The 17,215-nt window shown below is 57.9% G+C and carries 13 protein-coding genes; 11 read left to right on the top strand and 2 right to left on the bottom strand.

Features of this window, described 5'->3' with window-relative positions:
- Positions 1-19 precede the first annotated feature (19 nt).
- The 7 genes from phoB (at position 20) to FOY96_RS17040 (ending at position 11,276) form a co-directional block, all read left to right on the top strand.
- Entirely contained in the window at positions 20-709 is a 690-nt protein-coding gene (phoB, locus tag FOY96_RS17070) for a phosphate response regulator transcription factor PhoB (RefSeq protein ID WP_008503265.1), read from the top strand.
- 21 nt (positions 710-730) lie between these two features.
- Positions 731-2,026, top strand: a complete 1,296-nt coding sequence (gene phoR / locus FOY96_RS17065; RefSeq protein ID WP_048975262.1) for a phosphate regulon sensor histidine kinase PhoR — start codon at positions 731-733, stop codon at positions 2,024-2,026.
- 409 nt (positions 2,027-2,435) lie between these two features.
- On the top strand, positions 2,436-3,755 hold the full coding sequence (brnQ, locus tag FOY96_RS17060; protein ID WP_024906795.1) for a branched-chain amino acid transporter carrier protein BrnQ: 1,320 nt from the start codon (positions 2,436-2,438) through the stop codon (positions 3,753-3,755).
- Between the two features lie 81 nt (positions 3,756-3,836).
- Complete coding sequence (proY, locus tag FOY96_RS17055; RefSeq protein ID WP_033144753.1) at positions 3,837-5,210, top strand: proline-specific permease ProY; 1,374 nt, start codon at positions 3,837-3,839, stop codon at positions 5,208-5,210.
- A gap of 162 nt (positions 5,211-5,372) precedes the next feature.
- Positions 5,373-7,190 (top strand): maltodextrin glucosidase, encoded by a 1,818-nt coding sequence (gene malZ / locus FOY96_RS17050; RefSeq protein WP_143347479.1) that lies wholly within the window; start codon positions 5,373-5,375, stop codon positions 7,188-7,190.
- A gap of 88 nt (positions 7,191-7,278) precedes the next feature.
- Positions 7,279-9,894: a DUF2339 domain-containing protein gene (locus FOY96_RS17045; protein ID WP_143347478.1), complete on the top strand. Its 2,616-nt coding sequence runs from the start codon at positions 7,279-7,281 to the stop codon at positions 9,892-9,894.
- Positions 9,891-11,276, top strand: coding sequence for a DUF3999 domain-containing protein (locus FOY96_RS17040; protein ID WP_143347477.1), 1,386 nt, complete (start codon positions 9,891-9,893; stop codon positions 11,274-11,276). Before FOY96_RS17045 ends, FOY96_RS17040 begins: the two co-directional genes overlap by 4 nt.
- A gap of 43 nt (positions 11,277-11,319) precedes the next feature.
- On the opposite strand, the gene FOY96_RS17035 is transcribed toward FOY96_RS17040, so the two are convergent.
- A complete protein-coding gene (locus FOY96_RS17035) occupies positions 11,320-11,922 on the bottom strand; it encodes a peroxiredoxin (protein WP_014168840.1) in 603 nt (200 codons plus the stop codon).
- A gap of 127 nt (positions 11,923-12,049) precedes the next feature.
- Positions 12,050-12,631: an ACP phosphodiesterase gene (gene acpH / locus FOY96_RS17030; RefSeq protein WP_029741678.1), complete on the bottom strand. Its 582-nt coding sequence runs from the start codon at positions 12,629-12,631 to the stop codon at positions 12,050-12,052.
- Positions 12,632-12,723: 92 nt separating this feature from the next.
- Here acpH and queA point away from each other — a divergent pair, with 92 nt between their 5' ends.
- The 4 genes from queA to secD are packed head-to-tail and all read left to right on the top strand — an operon-like array spanning position 12,724 to position 17,205.
- Complete coding sequence (gene queA / locus FOY96_RS17025; RefSeq protein WP_143347476.1) at positions 12,724-13,794, top strand: tRNA preQ1(34) S-adenosylmethionine ribosyltransferase-isomerase QueA; 1,071 nt, start codon at positions 12,724-12,726, stop codon at positions 13,792-13,794.
- Between the two features lie 53 nt (positions 13,795-13,847).
- Positions 13,848-14,975, top strand: coding sequence for a tRNA guanosine(34) transglycosylase Tgt (gene tgt, locus FOY96_RS17020; RefSeq protein ID WP_003859110.1), 1,128 nt, complete (start codon positions 13,848-13,850; stop codon positions 14,973-14,975).
- A 22-nt stretch (positions 14,976-14,997) separates the two neighbouring features.
- The gene (yajC, locus tag FOY96_RS17015; protein WP_003859109.1) at positions 14,998-15,330 is read left to right on the top strand and encodes a preprotein translocase subunit YajC; all 333 of its coding nucleotides are present in this window, start codon (positions 14,998-15,000) and stop codon (positions 15,328-15,330) included.
- A 27-nt stretch (positions 15,331-15,357) separates the two neighbouring features.
- Positions 15,358-17,205, top strand: coding sequence for a protein translocase subunit SecD (gene secD, locus FOY96_RS17010; protein ID WP_071884810.1), 1,848 nt, complete (start codon positions 15,358-15,360; stop codon positions 17,203-17,205).
- Positions 17,206-17,215: the final 10 nt, after the last annotated feature.

Here is a 17,215-nt window from a genome sequence, read left to right as displayed (position 1 = left end):
AGATAAGACAGGGCAAAGTATGGCGAGACGTATTCTGGTCGTAGAAGATGAAGCTCCAATTCGTGAAATGGTGTGCTTCGTGCTCGAGCAAAACGGCTTCCAGCCGGTTGAAGCGGAAGATTATGACAGCGCAGTGAACCAGCTGAATGAACCCTGGCCCGATCTGATTCTGCTGGACTGGATGTTGCCCGGCGGCTCCGGACTGCAGTTTATCAAACACCTGAAGCGTGAAGCGCTGACCCGCGACATCCCGGTTGTGATGCTCACGGCGCGCGGAGAAGAAGAGGATCGCGTGCGCGGTCTGGAGACCGGCGCGGACGATTACATTACTAAACCGTTCTCCCCAAAAGAGCTGGTTGCCCGCATTAAAGCCGTGATGCGCCGTATTTCGCCGATGGCGGTGGAAGAGGTGATAGAGATGCAGGGGCTGAGCCTTGACCCCACCTCACACCGCGTCATGACCGGTGAAAATCCCCTCGACATGGGGCCTACCGAATTTAAACTCCTGCACTTCTTTATGACTCACCCGGAACGCGTTTACAGCCGCGAGCAGTTGCTGAATAACGTCTGGGGAACTAACGTGTATGTCGAAGACCGGACGGTTGACGTACATATTCGCCGCCTGCGAAAAGCACTGGAACTGAGCGGCCACGATCGCATGGTGCAGACGGTCCGCGGCACGGGTTATCGTTTTTCTACCCGTTTCTGAACAATGACAGGAGTGTGACGCGTGCTGGAACGTCTGTCATGGAAAAGGCTCGTCTTTGAACTGATCTTATGCTGTATTCCGGCCTTCCTTCTGGGGGCCTTTCTTGGACACCTGCCGTGGTTTCTGCTGGCGTCGGTCACCGGGCTGCTGATCTGGCACTTCTGGAACCTGCTGCGCCTCTCCTGGTGGCTGTGGGTTGACCGAAGTATGACGCCGCCGCCGGGAAGCGGCAGCTGGGAGCCGCTGCTGTACGGTCTGCATCAGATGCAGATGCGTAATAAAAAGCGTCGCCGCGAGCTGGGAAGCCTGATTAAGCGTTTTCGCAGCGGTGCAGAGTCGCTGCCGGATGCCGTTATTCTGACGACCGAAGAAGGGACGATCTTCTGGTGTAACGGCCTTGCGCAACAGCTGCTGGGCCTGCGCTGGCCCGATGATAATGGTCAGAATATCCTCAACCTTCTGCGCTATCCCGAGTTCACGCTGTATCTGAAAAAGCGTGATTTTACCCGCCCGCACAATCTGAAGCTCAATAATGGTCGCCATCTGGAAATCCGCGTGATGCCCTACAGCGATAAGCAGTGGCTGATGGTGGCGCGCGATGTCACCCAGATGCACCAGCTGGAAGGGGCGCGTCGCAACTTCTTCGCCAACGTCAGTCACGAACTGCGTACCCCGCTGACCGTGCTTCAGGGCTACCTGGAGATGATGCAGGAGCAAACGCTTGAAGGCGCGCCGCGTGAAAAAGCGCTGCACACCATGCGCGAGCAAACGCACCGGATGGAAGGGCTGGTGAAGCAGCTGCTGACGCTCTCGAAGATTGAAGCGGCGCCAACGCTCGCGCTAAATGAGACCATTGATGTCCCGATGATGCTGCGGGTAGTTGAGCGTGAAGCGCAGACGCTAAGCCACAAAAAGCATCACCTGACCTTTGAGGTCGACAATACGCTGAAGGTGCTGGGCAGCGAAGATGAACTGCGGAGCGCCATTTCCAACCTGGTGTATAACGCGGTGAATCATACGCCGGAGGGGACGAATATCGTGGTGCGCTGGCACCATGCCCCAACGGGGGCTGAGTTTAGCGTGGAAGACAACGGGCCGGGGATCGCGCCTGAGCATATTCCGCGTCTGACCGAGCGCTTTTACCGTGTGGATAAAGCGCGATCCCGGCAAACAGGCGGAAGCGGCCTGGGGCTGGCAATTGTGAAACACGCGGTGAATCACCATGAAAGCCGTCTCGATATTCAGAGTACGCTGGGTAAAGGAACCCGCTTCAGTTTCGTTATTCCGGAACGATTAATTGCCAAAAAGATCGCCTGACGGCAGGCGTGTCATTTTACCTTTCCACGGGTCAGCGTCTGCTGGCCCGTTTGCTTTGCAGTCAAGCGAAACGCGGATGAATTTTATACGGCTGACTGTTTTTTGTTCGCATGATTAGCCATGGGTTTTTCTTATAAATAGCGTATTGTTCTGACGTGTATTTTCATGCTGGCATATTGTTCTGGTTTTACGATCCCACCTTGCCTTTAAACGTTATAAGCGTTTAAATTGCGCCCCAGATACTGTCAGACCGACTGTATTTGCGTGGTAAATCGAAAAACTATTCTTCTCCACGCCAGGACGGGAGCATTTCCCGCTGAAATTGAGCAAATTTTCGGCTGTATCGTCCCGTCAGGGATATCGAAAATCTCAATGTTTTCAACACCACATCCACAGGCAGTAAGGTTTTATGACCCATCACTTAAAATCGCGTGACATCATCGCGCTGGGCTTTATGACATTTGCGCTGTTCGTTGGCGCAGGCAACATCATTTTCCCTCCAATGGTTGGCTTACAGGCGGGTGAACACGTCTGGACCGCCGCGTTTGGTTTCCTGATTACTGCCGTGGGTCTGCCGGTTCTGACCGTCGTCGCGCTGGCGAAAGTCGGCGGCGGTGTGGATAGCCTCAGCACCCCGATTGGCAAAGTGGCGGGCGTTCTGCTGGCAACCGTCTGCTATCTGGCCGTTGGCCCGCTGTTTGCGACCCCGCGTACGGCAACCGTGTCCTTCGAAGTGGGTATTGCTCCCCTGACCGGTGACGGTGCGATGCCGCTGTTTATCTACAGCCTGATCTACTTCGCGATCGTGATTCTGGTTTCCCTCTATCCGGGCAAGCTGCTGGATACCGTGGGTAACTTCCTGGCTCCGCTGAAAATTGTGGCGCTGATTGTTCTGGCTGTTGCGGCCATCGTCTGGCCAGCGGGCCCGATTAGCGACGCGATGGACGCCTATAAAAATGCCGCGTTCTCTAACGGCTTTGTGAACGGCTACCTGACGATGGATACGCTGGGCGCGATGGTGTTTGGTATCGTTATCGTTAACGCCGCGCGTTCCCGCGGTGTGACCGAAGCGCGTCTGCTGACCCGCTATACCATCTGGGCTGGCCTGATGGCCGGCGTGGGGCTGACGCTGCTTTATCTGGCGCTGTTCCGTCTGGGCTCCGACAGCGCCATGCTGGTCGATCAGAACGCCAACGGTGCGGCTATCCTGCACGCCTACGTTCAGCACACCTTCGGCGGTGCGGGCAGTATGCTGCTGGCAGCGCTCATCTTCCTTGCCTGTCTGGTGACGGCGGTTGGCCTGACCTGCGCCTGCGCAGAGTTCTTTGCACAGTATCTGCCGCTCTCTTACCGCACCCTGGTGTTTATCCTCGGTATCTTCTCCATGGCGGTGTCCAACCTCGGTCTGAGCCACCTGATTCAGGTCTCTATTCCGGTGCTGACGGCTATTTACCCGCCGTGTATCGTGCTGGTGGTGCTGAGCTTTACTCGCCCGTGGTGGAACAACTCTTCACGAATTATTGCGCCAGCCATGTTTATCAGCCTGATTTTTGGTATCCTTGACGGGATTAAAGCATCAGCTTTCGCGCACATACTGCCGGCATGGACACAGCGTCTGCCGCTGTCCGAGCAGGGTCTGGCCTGGCTGATGCCTACCGTTGTTGCACTGGTTCTGGCGATTATCTGGGACCGTGCTGCAGGGCGTCAGGTTGCATCGAACGCTCATTAATCAACGGCAACAAACTGTTTAACCACGGGGCTTAAGGCCCCGTGGTTTTTTGTTTTTTTCGTGTTGAATGGCAAGATTTAAATGGAAAGCACTAACAAACTTAAACGTGGATTGAGCACGCGCCACATCCGCTTTATGGCGCTGGGCTCTGCTATCGGCACCGGTCTTTTTTATGGCTCGGCAGATGCCATCAAAATGGCCGGTCCCAGCGTTCTGCTGGCGTACATCATCGGCGGCGTGGCGGCGTATATCATCATGCGCGCCCTCGGCGAAATGTCGGTTCACAACCCGTCCGCCAGCTCCTTCTCCCGCTACGCGCAGGAAAACCTCGGCCCGCTGGCCGGGTTTATCACCGGCTGGACCTACTGCTTTGAAATCCTGATTGTGGCGATTGCCGACGTGACGGCGTTTGGCATCTATATGGGCGTCTGGTTCCCGGCGGTGCCGCACTGGATTTGGGTGCTGAGCGTGGTGCTGATCATTTGCGCCGTCAACCTGATGAGCGTGAAGGTGTTCGGCGAGCTCGAATTCTGGTTCTCCTTCTTCAAGGTCGCCACCATCATCATCATGATCGTGGCCGGTTTCGGCATCATCATCTGGGGAATCGGCAACGGCGGGCAGCCGACCGGCATCCATAACCTCTGGAGCAACGGTGGCTTCTTCAGCAACGGCTGGCTCGGGATGGTCATGTCGCTGCAGATGGTGATGTTCGCCTACGGCGGCATCGAGATTATCGGTATTACCGCCGGTGAAGCGAAAGATCCGGAGAAATCCATTCCGCGCGCCATCAACTCGGTGCCGATGCGTATTCTGGTGTTCTACGTGGGCACGCTGTTCGTGATTATGTCCATCTACCCGTGGAATCAGGTCGGCACCAACGGTAGCCCGTTTGTTCTGACCTTCCAGCATATGGGAATTGCCTTTGCGGCCAGCATTCTGAACTTTGTGGTGCTCACCGCGTCACTCTCCGCGATCAACAGTGACGTCTTTGGCGTGGGCCGTATGCTGCACGGCATGGCGGAGCAGGGCAGTGCGCCGAAGGTGTTCGCCAAAACCTCACGCCGCGGCACGCCGTGGGTAACCGTTGTGGTGATGACCGTAGCGCTGCTGTTCTCGGTTTACCTGAACTACATCATGCCGGAGAACGTCTTCCTGGTGATCGCATCGCTGGCGACCTTCGCGACGGTGTGGGTGTGGATTATGATCCTGCTGTCGCAGATTGCGTTCCGCCGTCGTCTGTCGCCGGATGAGGCAAAAGCGCTGAAGTTCAAAGTACCGGGCGGCGTTGCGACGACCGTCGTCGGGCTGATCTTCCTGGTGTTTATCATTGCCCTGATTGGCTACCATCCGGATACCCGCATTTCCCTGTACGTGGGCTGCGCGTGGATCGTCCTGCTGCTGGTGGGCTGGATGTTTAAATGCCGCCGTGACCGTCAGCTGGCGGAAGCGCAGTAATCTTTTTTCTCCCTCTCCCTGTGGGAGAGGGTTGGGGTGAGGGCATCAGGCCGCACTGATGCCTCCTCCTCCTTTCTCCTCCCCCAATAATCCCGAACGTGATGAGCTATCCTTAACCACCCTGTGGCAAGGTGACGTCAATTTCATCAGAGGGGATTCGTGATGTTAAACGCCTGGCACCTTCCGGTTGCCCCATTTGTTAAGCAAAACAAAGACAACCTTGTGATTACGCTCTGGCTGGCGGGGGAAAATCAGCCTGAACGCGTGACGCTCCGCGCCGAAATAGATAACGAAGAGACCGGCCTGAAAATGCACAAGCTGCGCAGCCAGCCGCAGCCGGGGATCACGGCGTGGCGGGCGAATATCGACCTGAATAGCGGGCAGCCGCGCCGCCGTTACAGCTTTAAGCTTTTGTGGAATAACCGCCAGCTGTGGTTTACCCCGCAGGGGTTTAGCCGTTTCCCGCCCGCACGGCTGGAGCAGTTTGCGGTCGATTACCCGGATAACGGCCCGCAGTGGGTTAACGATCAGGTGTTTTACCAGATTTTCCCGGACCGTTTTGCGCGCAGCGAAAAACGCACCGCCGACCAGGATAAGATCTATCACCACCATGCGGCGGGCCACGACATTATCCTGAAAGCGTGGGACGAGCCGTTAACCGCGCAGGCGGGTGGATCCACTTTTTACGGCGGCGATCTCGACGGCATCAGCGAAAAGCTGCCGTACCTGAAAAAGCTCGGCGTGACGGCGCTGTATCTCAACCCGGTGTTTAAAGCCCCGAGCGTGCACAAATACGATACCGAAGATTATCGCCACGTTGACGAACAGTTTGGTGGTGACGAGGCGCTGCTGCGCCTGCGTAAGAACACTCAAAACGAAGGCATGCGCCTGATTCTGGACGGCGTGTTCAACCACAGTGGAGATTCGCACGCCTGGTTTGACCGCCATAACCAGTCGATGGGCGGGGCGTGTCATAACCCGGACTCGCCGCAGCGCGACTGGTACAGCTTTAACGAGGAGGGCCGCGCGCTGGACTGGCTGGGCTACGCGAGCCTGCCGAAGCTGGATTTCCAGTCGCCAACGCTCGTGAATGAAATCTACGGCGGCGAAGACAGCATCGTCCGTCACTGGCTGAAGGCGCCGTGGAATATGGACGGCTGGCGGCTGGACGTGGTGCATATGCTCGGTGAAGCCGGCGGAGCGCGGAATAACCTTCAGCACGTCGCCGGGATTACGCGCTCGGCGAAAGCGGCCCAGCCGGAGGCGTTCGTCTTTGGCGAGCACTTTGGCGACGCGCGCCAGTGGCTGCAGAACGATGCGGAAGATGCGGCGATGAACTATCGCGGCTTTACCTTCCCGCTGTGGGGATTCCTCGCTAACACCGACATCTCCTACGATCCGAATCATATCGACGCTGAAACCTGCATGGCGTGGATGGAGAACTATCGCGCCGGTCTGTCCCATCAGCAGCAGCTGCGGATGTTCAACCAGCTCGATAGCCACGATACCGCCCGCTTTAAATCCCTGCTCGGCAAGGATGTGGCGCGTCTGCCGCTGGCGGTGACCTGGCTCTTCACCTGGCCGGGCGTGCCGTGCATCTATTATGGAGACGAAGTGGGGCTGGACGGCAACAACGATCCGTTCTGCCGTAAAACCTTCCCGTGGGAGCCAGAGAAGCATGACAAGGTGCTGTTCAGCCTGTATCAGCGGCTGGCGAAGCTGCGTAAGCAGAGTCTCGCTCTGCGCTACGGCGGCTGTCAGGTGGTCTATGCGCACGATAACGTCGTGGTGTTTGCTCGCGTCTATAACCAGCAGCGCGTGCTCGTGGCGATCAACCGGGGCGAGGCCTGCGAAGTGGTGCTGGATGATTCACCGCTGCTGAAGGTGGCTGCGTGGAAGAATAAAGAGGGCAAGGCGACGATACAGGACGGCGTGCTGGCGCTGCCTGCGGTATCCGCGACAATCTGGTTCGGCAGTTAAGACCTGCTAATGTTTCCACCTTTTAAGATGGCGCAAATGCAACTATTTGTGTCAATCTTAACGGATCGTTTACGGTGAAGGTGGAAACATGGACGAGCTTTACATCCTTGGCTGTTTGTTCCTGGTTTTTGCGCTGGTGGTGGCACCCGTGCTTGCGGTTATTGGCTTTAATCGAAGTACGGCGGCGCGACAGGAGATCGCCCGGCTACGCCAGCGCATTGAGGCGCTTGAGCAGCGCGACGTACCTGAAAGCGCGCCGGAGCCCGTGCAGCCTACCGCGCCAGTGGCTGTGACCGCGCCGGTGGTTGAGGACGCTCCCGCGCCTGTCGACCCCTGGCGTTCCGATATTCCCGCAGCCGTGGCAGAACCCGCTCCGGCCCCGACGCCTGCGGCAAAACAGCCTTCTGCCTTTGGCGGTATCCTGACGTCGCTGGCGCGCTGGTTTATGCAGGGTAATCCGCTGGCGAAGCTTGGGATCCTGCTGCTTTTCCTCGGTCTTTCATTCCTGTTGCGCTATACCGTTGAACATTCCCTGTTCCCGCTTGAGCTGCGCCTCGTGGCAACGGCGCTGTTTGCCATCGTTCTGCTGGCGGTGGGGTGGCGGCTGCGGCATAAGCAGCGTGTCTATGCGCTGATCCTCCAGGGCGGGGCGACCGGCGTGCTCTACCTGACGGTGTTTGGCGCATTCCGGCTCTGGCAAATGCTGCCGATGACGCTGGCCTTTGCGCTTCTGGTGGTGATTTGCGCGGCGAGCGTCGGGCTGGCGGTGCTGCAGAAGGCGCTGAGCCTGGCCATGCTGGCGAGCCTCGGCGGGTATCTTGCGCCGCTGCTGTTGTCCACCGGGGGCGGCAGCTTTGTGGCGCTGTTCTCATTCTATCTCCTGCTTTCCATCGGGATTCTCGCTATCAGCATCTGGCAGCACTGGCGCGAGCTGAACCTGCTCGGGCTGCTGTTTACGTTCGGCGTGGGCGGCCTGTGGGGGCTGAATGACTACCAGCCTGAAGACTATTGGATCTGCCAGCTGTTCCTGATTGCCAATACGCTGATATTCGGCGTCCTGAGCGTGGCGCTGTCGCTGCGGGCGCAGGAGAAAGGGAAGCAGATTATCGACGGCGTGCTGCTGTTTGCCCCGCCGCTGATCGGTTTCGGGATGCAGTACGGCATGACCCGGCACTGGGAGTATGGCCCGGCCCTGAGCGCGCTGGGATACGGCGCATTTTATCTTACCCTCGCGTTCCTTGCGCTGCGGCGCTATCCCTCCATCGGACGACCGCTGGTCATGGCGGCGCTGGCCATCGGCGGCGGATTTGCCACGCTCGCCATTCCGCTGGCGCTGTCGGCGCGCTGGACGGCGATGGCCTGGGCGCTGGAAGGGCTGGGTATCCTCTGGCTGGGCGTACAGCAGCACCAGCGTCGCATGTGCTATAGCGGGACGGCGCTGCTGGTGCTGGCGCTCGGCAGCGCGCTGTGGGCGCAAACGAACGGCGTTACGTCCCTCAGCCTGCTGCTGATCTTCATCATCCTCAGCCTTTGCTGGCTGGCTGCGGCCTGGCTGTGGCGGACTCTCTTTCTGCCGGTCAGCTGGGCGCTGCTGGCAGGCGGGCTGCTGTTCTGGCTCGTGGCGCTATTGGGCGCATCGCGGCTGGCACTGACGAAGGAATTACCCATTCTGGCGGGCGTGCTGGCGCTGACGGCGGCGTCGGTCTGGGGCTGGCGGCAGGCGGCTGCTCGTCTGGCGTGGCGGGAGCTGGATGCCAGCAAATGGCTGCTGTGGCCGGTTATGCTGCTGATGGTGGGTTATCAGCTCTGGCACCAGCAGATCGTTGCCGCCGGCTGGTCAAATCTCGCCTGGTGCGTAGCGCTTCCTGCCGCGCTGATGCTGCTGCGGCGCGACGGTGAAAGACTCCTGCCGCGCATCGCGATGGGGCTGCATTTGTCGCTGTTCTGGATGATTTTGCTGGCGCTGGCCGCGGAGCTTTACTGGTTTGCCCGGTCGCTGCCGTGGGGCATGGCGGCCTGGGGCAGCGGACTGGCGATGGCAGCAGGCGGCGGGGTGATTATGGGGCTCTCTGCAGCCGTACGGCGTCGGGGGTGGCCGTTCCGGGAGTGGCCTGCGCTCTACGCCTGCCTGGCACCGATCCCTGTGGTCGTGGCGCTGCTGGTACTGCTGGCGGTGACCAATTTCCAGGACGGCGTGGTCTATCGTCAGACCTGGCTGCCGCTGGTAAACCCGCTTGAGGAAGGCGCGGCGTTCGCATTGCTGGGGCTGGTGGTCTTTTATCGGGCGGCGGATCGCTACTACCCGGCGTGGCTCTCGCAGGCCCGCCCGTGGCCTGCCGTCGCGATGATGGCGTTTGGCTTCTGGTGGCTTAATGGTGCGCTGATGCGCGCCCTGGCCTGGTACGGCGACGTGGCCTGGAATATGGCATCGCTGTGGGATTCGCGGCTTATCCAGACCAGTTTTGCCCTGTTCTGGATGCTGAGCGCGCTGGTGGTCATGATCCATGCCACCCGTCGGGCTTCCCGGCAGGAGTGGCTCTGCGGTGCCGCGCTGCTGGGCGTGGTGATGGTTAAACTGATGCTGGTGGACAGCGCGGGCGGAGGCGGTTTGTCGCGCGCGGTGGCGTTTATCGGCGTGGCGATACTGGTTCTGATCGTGGGGTATTTCTCCCCGCTGCCGCCCAAAACAGGAGAAGAAAAATGAAATGGATGAAAGCGGTAGCCTGTACCGCGCTGCTGGCGCTTTCCGGCCCGGCGTTCTGCGACGAGGGACAAACGGAATCGCCCCGGGACTATGCCTTTGGTCTTTCACTGGATACGTCTGTTCCTTCCCAGTGGTATCGGGTGATGCTGCCGCTCGCCGTCTATGAGCAAAGCACGTCGCCGGATCTGCATGATGTCCGCGTCTTTAACCAGTCGGGCGAGGCGGTTCCCTTCAGCCTGGTCAGCGCGACGCGTCCGCAGACGCCAGCGCAATCCACCGCGCTGCGCCTCTTCCCGCTGGACGCCTCGCCGCTAGCGGCTTCGCAAGGATCCGGTGATAGCGATAAGATCCTGCTTCGTTCCGGAAGCGGCGTTGAGATTGTGCTGGAGGGGCAAAAAGCCGCCGCAGCCGGGCAACATTATCTGCTGACCCTGCCGGAACAGGCGACGGGCGAGATCGCTATATCCCAGCTGCAGCTGCTCTGGAATACCCCGCAGACGCCGTGGCAGGGAACGGCGTCGGTTTATTACAGCGAGGATCTTAAGCGCTGGTATACCCTGCGCGAGGATATGCCATTGCTGGACGTCATCAGCGGTCAGGATCGTCTTAAGCTCGATCGGATCGATACCGATACGGTTTTATCTCCCGATGCGAATCGCTATCTCATGGTGGTGCTGAATGCGCCGAGCCAGGGGATAACCTTGACCGGCGTAAACGCAATCAGCGCACCTGCGCAGGCGGCCCCGGAAGCTATCGACCTTGAGGGGGAAGGGGAGCTGCTATCGACAAGCGAAGCACAGTGGCACTGGGCGCGCCCGCAGCCGCTGAGTGCTGTCAGCCTCTCACTGAATGGCGATGGCGTCCTTCCCGTGGAGATCGCGTGGCGGAGTACGGAAAAAGACGCATGGCATCCTCTGAAGAAAGAGGTCCTTTACCGTCTTGAGGGAAAAACGTCGCCACCGGTTTCGCTTAACGGGGGGCTGGTGCAGGCCGTGAAAATCACGACGCTGAATGCGCGTCTGCCAGAATACCTGCCGGGCGTCACGGGACATCGCGACCGCTATGACCTGGTGTTCAACGCGCAGGGGAAAGCGCCGTACGTACTCGCCTGGGGCAACGGTGCCGCGAAGCCTGCCAGCGTGGAGCCCGGCATGCTGATCCCGTCCGACCTGCGCAAGACTTATGATATGGCGAACCTGCCGCAGGCCGACATGCTGGATGATGTCGCATTAGGCGGCCAGGAGCGTCTGACCGCTACCTCTGCGGCCGAGCGGGAGAGCAGGATGAACACGCTGCTGGTATGGGGCGTGCTGATTGCGGGGGTGATTCTGCTGGCGGGCATGGCCTGGCGTATCTGGCGAGAGACGCAGCGTAAGGCATAAAAAAAGGCCCGCATAAGCGGGCCTTTTTCGTAAACCGTGCCGATTACAGGCTGGATACGTTCTCAGACAGGTATTTAGCCACGCCGTCTGGAGACGCGTTCATGCCTTCTTTACCTTTTTCCCACTGAGCCGGGCACACTTCGCCGTGCTCTTCGTGGAACTGCAGCGCGTCAACCATGCGCAGCATTTCGTCGATGTTACGACCCAGCGGCAGATCGTTCACAACCTGGTGACGAACGATGCCGTTTGCGTCGATCAGGAAGGAGCCACGCAGCGCAACGCCAGCGTCCGGATGTTCGATACCGTAAGCCTGCTGGATTTCGCGTTTGATGTCCGCAACCATTGCGTATTTCACCGCACCGATGCCGCCTTTGTCGACAGGGGTGTTACGCCATGCGTTGTGTACAAATTCAGAGTCGAAGGAGACGCCAACAACTTCCACGCCACGCTTCTGGAATTCTTCATAACGTTTGTCGAAGGCAATCAGCTCAGACGGGCAAACGAAAGTGAAGTCCATTGGCCAGAAGAACAGAACGGTCGCTTTACCGTTGGTGTGCTGTTTGAAGTTGAAGTTTTCAACGATTTCACCGTTGCCCAGAACTGCTGCAGCTGTAAAATCCGGAGCCGGACGAGTTACCAGAACCATATGATTCTCCTGTAGATACTAAGGTTATTTGGAACGCAACGCGAGCCAGTATAGAGAGTGTTCATGGATAAGACAAAGAGGTGGTGACAATCGTTCCGCCAGCTTTTACCTATCAATGTGAATTCTGTCAGAGCTGTTTGTTTTTCGCCTGCACCATCATCCGCGGGTAAAACTGCCAGAAACGCGCTTCCAGGGCATCGTAATGTTCATCCAGGTCATACCAGGAATCCCGCAGCGCATCCAGTCGCGGTCGGCGGCTCGCCATCCCGTTCAGCACGTTCTGGATGAAATCCATCTCGCGATAGCGCTCCAGCCAGCGTTCCGACCATAAATAGTTATTCAGATTCACAAAGCGCGGCGGCGAGTCGGGCAGAATGATCGACACCTGCTGGTGGGCATAGCGCACAAACGCCGGCAAGGGCATCTCCGGCGACAGCTGTTCCCAGTGGCGCGACAGAAAGTGATCCCACATCACGTCGAGCGTGATCGGCGCAACGCGGCGCGTTTCAGGGCGAAACCACGCTTTGGCTTCCGTCACTTCCGGCAGCTTATCCGTCAGCACGTCGATGCGGCGGTGCATAAAAATCCCGTCGACAACCTCAGGGGAATAGTCCTCAGCGGGGTTGCCGCGTACGAAATCGGCCAGCAAATTGCCGGACAGGGAGCTGTCAGCGAGGTGAGCGAGATGCAGGTGAGCGAGAAAATTCATGCGTTTTATTTGTCCGGGGGCGGCTAGTTGTTGCAGCAAAAGGGTGTGAGCACTAGACTATGCCGCCTGTTTTTAAGTCACGAGTATACGTCATGCGCGTCGCCGATTTCTCCTTTGAACTACCTGAATCCCTGATTGCTCACTATCCCATGCCTGAGCGCAGCAGCTGTCGCTTACTGTCACTGGATGGGCCAACGGGCGAGCTGACGCACGGTACTTTCACCGATTTGCTCGACAAGCTCAACCCTGGCGATCTGCTGGTCTTTAACAATACCCGCGTGATCCCGGCGCGCCTGTTTGGCCGTAAAGCCAGCGGCGGCAAGATTGAAGTGCTGGTCGAACGTATGCTCGATGATAAACGTATTCTGGCACATATTCGCGCGTCTAAGGCGCCGAAGCCGGGCGCTGAGCTGCTGCTGGGCGATGATGAGAGCATCAAAGCGACCATGACCGCGCGCCACGATGCGCTGTTTGAGGTGGCGTTCGATGACGAACGCACGGTGCTCGATATCCTGAACGCCATCGGCCACATGCCGCTGCCGCCGTATATTGAGCGTCCGGACGAAGAGGCCGACCGCGAGCTGTACCAGACCGTATACAGCCAGAAGCCTGGCGCCGTCGCTGCGCCGACCGCGGGCCTGCATTTTGATGAGCCGCTGCTGGAGAAACTGCGCGCGAAGGGCGTGGAGATGGCGTTCGTGACGCTGCACGTCGGCGCGGGAACCTTCCAGCCGGTGCGCGTGGACAGCATTGAAGATCACATCATGCACTCTGAGTATGCTGAAGTGCCTCAGGATGTTGTGGACGCGGTGCTGGCGGCGAAAGCGCGCGGTAGCCGCGTCGTGGCGGTCGGTACAACGTCCGTGCGCTCACTCGAGAGCGCCGCGCAGGCGGCGAAGCGCAACCTTATCGAGCCGTTCTTTGGCGATACGCAGATCTTTATCTACCCGGGCTATCAGTACAAAGTGATTGACGCGCTGGTGACCAACTTCCATCTGCCTGAATCAACGCTGATTATGCTGGTGTCGGCATTTGCCGGTTATCAGCATACGATGGCGGCCTACAAGTCTGCGGTAGAACAAAAATATCGCTTTTTTAGCTACGGGGACGCGATGTTTATCACGTACAATCCGCTGGCTTTGAATGAGCGTGTCGGGGAATAAGTCCGCGGCACCGTTTTACAACGTTGGACTGTTTTTCTGACGTCGGAGAAAAAATGAAATTTGAACTCGATACCACCGATGGCCGAGCGCGTCGCGGTCGCCTGGTGTTTGATCGCGGCGTGGTGGAAACCCCCGCGTTTATGCCTGTGGGCACGTACGGCACCGTCAAAGGGATGACGCCGGAAGAAGTCGAAGCCACTGGCGCACAGATTATCCTCGGCAACACCTTCCACCTGTGGCTGCGTCCGGGTCAGGAGATCATGAAGCTCCACGGCGACCTGCACGATTTCATGCAGTGGAAGGGCCCAATCCTGACCGACTCCGGCGGCTTCCAGGTCTTCAGCCTGGGCGATATCCGCAAGATCACCGAGCAGGGCGTACACTTCCGTAACCCGATCAACGGCGATCCGATTTTCCTCGATCCCGAAAAATCGATGGAGATTCAGTACGATCTCGGCTCTGACATCGTGATGATCTTCGACGAATGTACGCCGTATCCGGCCGACTGGGATTACGCAAAACGCTCCATGGAGATGTCTCTGCGCTGGGCGAAGCGTAGCCGTGACCGTTTTGACTCCCTGCAGAACAAAAATGCGCTGTTCGGCATTATCCAGGGCAGCGTTTACGAAGATTTACGCGATATCTCTGTTAAAGGTCTGGTAGAGATAGGTTTTGATGGCTACGCTGTCGGCGGTTTGGCTGTGGGTGAACCGAAGGAAGACATGCACCGCATTCTGGAGCATGTCTGCCCGCAAATCCCGGCGGATAAACCACGATACCTGATGGGCGTGGGTAAACCAGAAGATCTGGTTGAAGGCGTACGCCGCGGCATTGATATGTTCGACTGCGTCATGCCAACCCGCAACGCGCGTAACGGTCATTTGTTCGTTACCGATGGCGTGGTGAAAATCCGTAACGCGAAGCATAAGAGTGACACCAGCCCGCTCGATTCCGAGTGCGATTGCTATACCTGTCGCAATTATTCTCGCGCGTATCTGCATCATCTCGATCGTTGCAACGAGATTTTGGGCGCGCGTCTCAATACCATTCATAATCTTCGTTATTATCAGCGCTTAATGGCTGGTTTACGTAAGGCTATCGAAGAGGGTAAATTAGAGAGCTTCGTGACCGATTTCTACCAACGTCAGGGGCGGGATGTTCCACCGTTGAACGTTGATTAATTTTAATAATGAGGGAATTTGAATGAGCTTTTTTATTTCTGATGCGGTAGCGGCAACAGGTGCTCCAGCGCAGGGCAGCCCGATGTCTCTGATTCTGATGCTGGTTGTGTTCGGTCTGATCTTCTACTTCATGATCCTGCGTCCACAGCAGAAGCGCACCAAAGAGCACAAAAACCTGATGAACTCCATTGCCAAAGGCGATGAAGTACTGACTAACGGTGGTCTGGTGGGTCGCGTAACCAAAGTGGCTGAAAACGGCTACATTGCTATCGCCCTGAACGACACCACTGAAGTGGTCATCAAACGTGACTTCGTAGCTGCCGTTCTGCCGAAAGGCACCATGAAGGCGCTGTAATCCCAACTTTTCCCAAAGGGAACTGCCGTGTTAAACCGTTATCCTTTGTGGAAGTACATCATGCTGGTCGTCGTGATTCTCGTCGGCCTGCTGTACGCGCTTCCCAACCTGTATGGTGAGGATCCGGCTGTTCAAATCACTGGCGCGCGCGGTGTCGCCGCCAGTGAGCAAACGCTGATCCAGGTCCAGAAAACGTTACAAGAAGAAAAAATTACCGCTAAGTCTGTGGCTCTGGAAGAGGGTGCAATTCTTGCTCGCTTCGACACCACCGACACGCAGCTCCGCGCTCGCGAAGCGCTGATGGGCGTGCTGGGTGACAAATACGTCGTGGCGCTTAACCTTGCCCCTGCAACCCCGCGTTGGCTGGCTGCGATGAAAGCAGAGCCAATGAAACTCGGTCTTGACCTGCGTGGCGGCGTTCACTTCCTGATGGAAGTGGATATGGATACCGCGCTCGGCAAGCTGCAGGAACAGAATATCGACAGCCTGCGCAGCGATCTGCGTGATAAAGGCATCGCTTACACCACCGTGCGTAAAGAAGATAACTACGGCATGAGCATCACGTTCCGCGACAGCGCGGCGCGCGATCAGGCTGTAGATTACCTGACCCAACGTCACCGTGACCTGGTAATCACCTCTCAGGGCAGCAACCAGCTGCGCGCGGTGATGACCGATGCGCGTCTGAAAGAAGCGCGTGAATATGCCGTTCAGCAGAACATCAATATTCTGCGTAACCGTGTAAACCAGCTGGGCGTGGCTGAGCCGCTGGTACAGCGTCAGGGTGCTGACCGTATCGTGGTTGAACTGCCGGGTATCCAGGATACCGCGCGTGCGAAAGAGATTCTGGGTGCGACCGCAACCCTGGAATTCCGTCTGGTGAACTCCAACGTCGATCAGTCCGCTGCCGCCGCAGGGCGTATTCCGGGTGACTCCGAAGTGAAACAGACCCGCGAAGGTCAGCCAGTTGTGCTGTACAAACGCGTGATTCTGACCGGTGACCACATCACCGACTCCACGTCGAGCCAGGACGAATACAACCAGCCGCAGGTTAACATCTCGCTGGATAGCGCGGGTGGTAACATCATGTCTAACTTCACCAAGGACAACATCGGCAAACCGATGGCGACCCTGTTCGTGGAGTACAAAGACAGCGGCAAGAAAGATGCAAACGGTCGTGCGGTGCTGGTGAAAGAGGAAGAGGTGATTAACATCGCCAACATCCAGTCTCGTCTGGGTAACAGCTTCCGTATTACCGGTATCAACAACCCGAACGAAGCGCGTCAGCTTTCTCTGCTGCTGCGTGCCGGTGCGCTGATTGCGCCAATTCAGATTGTTGAAGAACGTACCATTGGTCCAACTCTGGGTATGCAAAACATCCAGCAGGGTCTGGAAGCGTGTCTGGCCGGTCTGGTGGTCTCTATCCTCTTCATGATCTTCTTCTACAAGAAGTTTGGTCTGATTGCGACCTCCGCGCTGATCGCCAACCTGGTGCTGATCATCGGCATTATGTCCCTGCTGCCGGGGGCGACGCTGACCATGCCGGGCATTGCAGGTATCGTTCTTACCCTTGCGGTGGCGGTCGACGCCAACGTACTGATTAACGAACGTATCAAAGAAGAGTTGAGCAACGGTCGCTCTGTTCAGCAGGCGATTGACGAAGGCTATAAAGGCGCGTTCAGCTCCATCTTCGATGCGAACGTAACAACACTGATTAAGGTTCTTATCCTGTATGCAGTGGGTACTGGCGCGATCAAAGGCTTTGCGATTACAACCGGTATCGGTGTCGCAACGTCAATGTTTACCGCTATTGTCGGCACCCGTGCCATCGTGAACCTGCTGTACGGCGGCAAGCGCGTCAAAAAGCTGTCTATCTGAGGAGTGCGTT

The organism is Enterobacter asburiae (assembly GCF_007035645.1).
GTDB lineage: Bacteria > Pseudomonadota > Gammaproteobacteria > Enterobacterales > Enterobacteriaceae > Enterobacter > Enterobacter asburiae_B.
The sequence above is the reverse complement of the archived record's forward strand: the minus strand, read 5'-3'. Positions and strand labels throughout refer to the sequence as shown.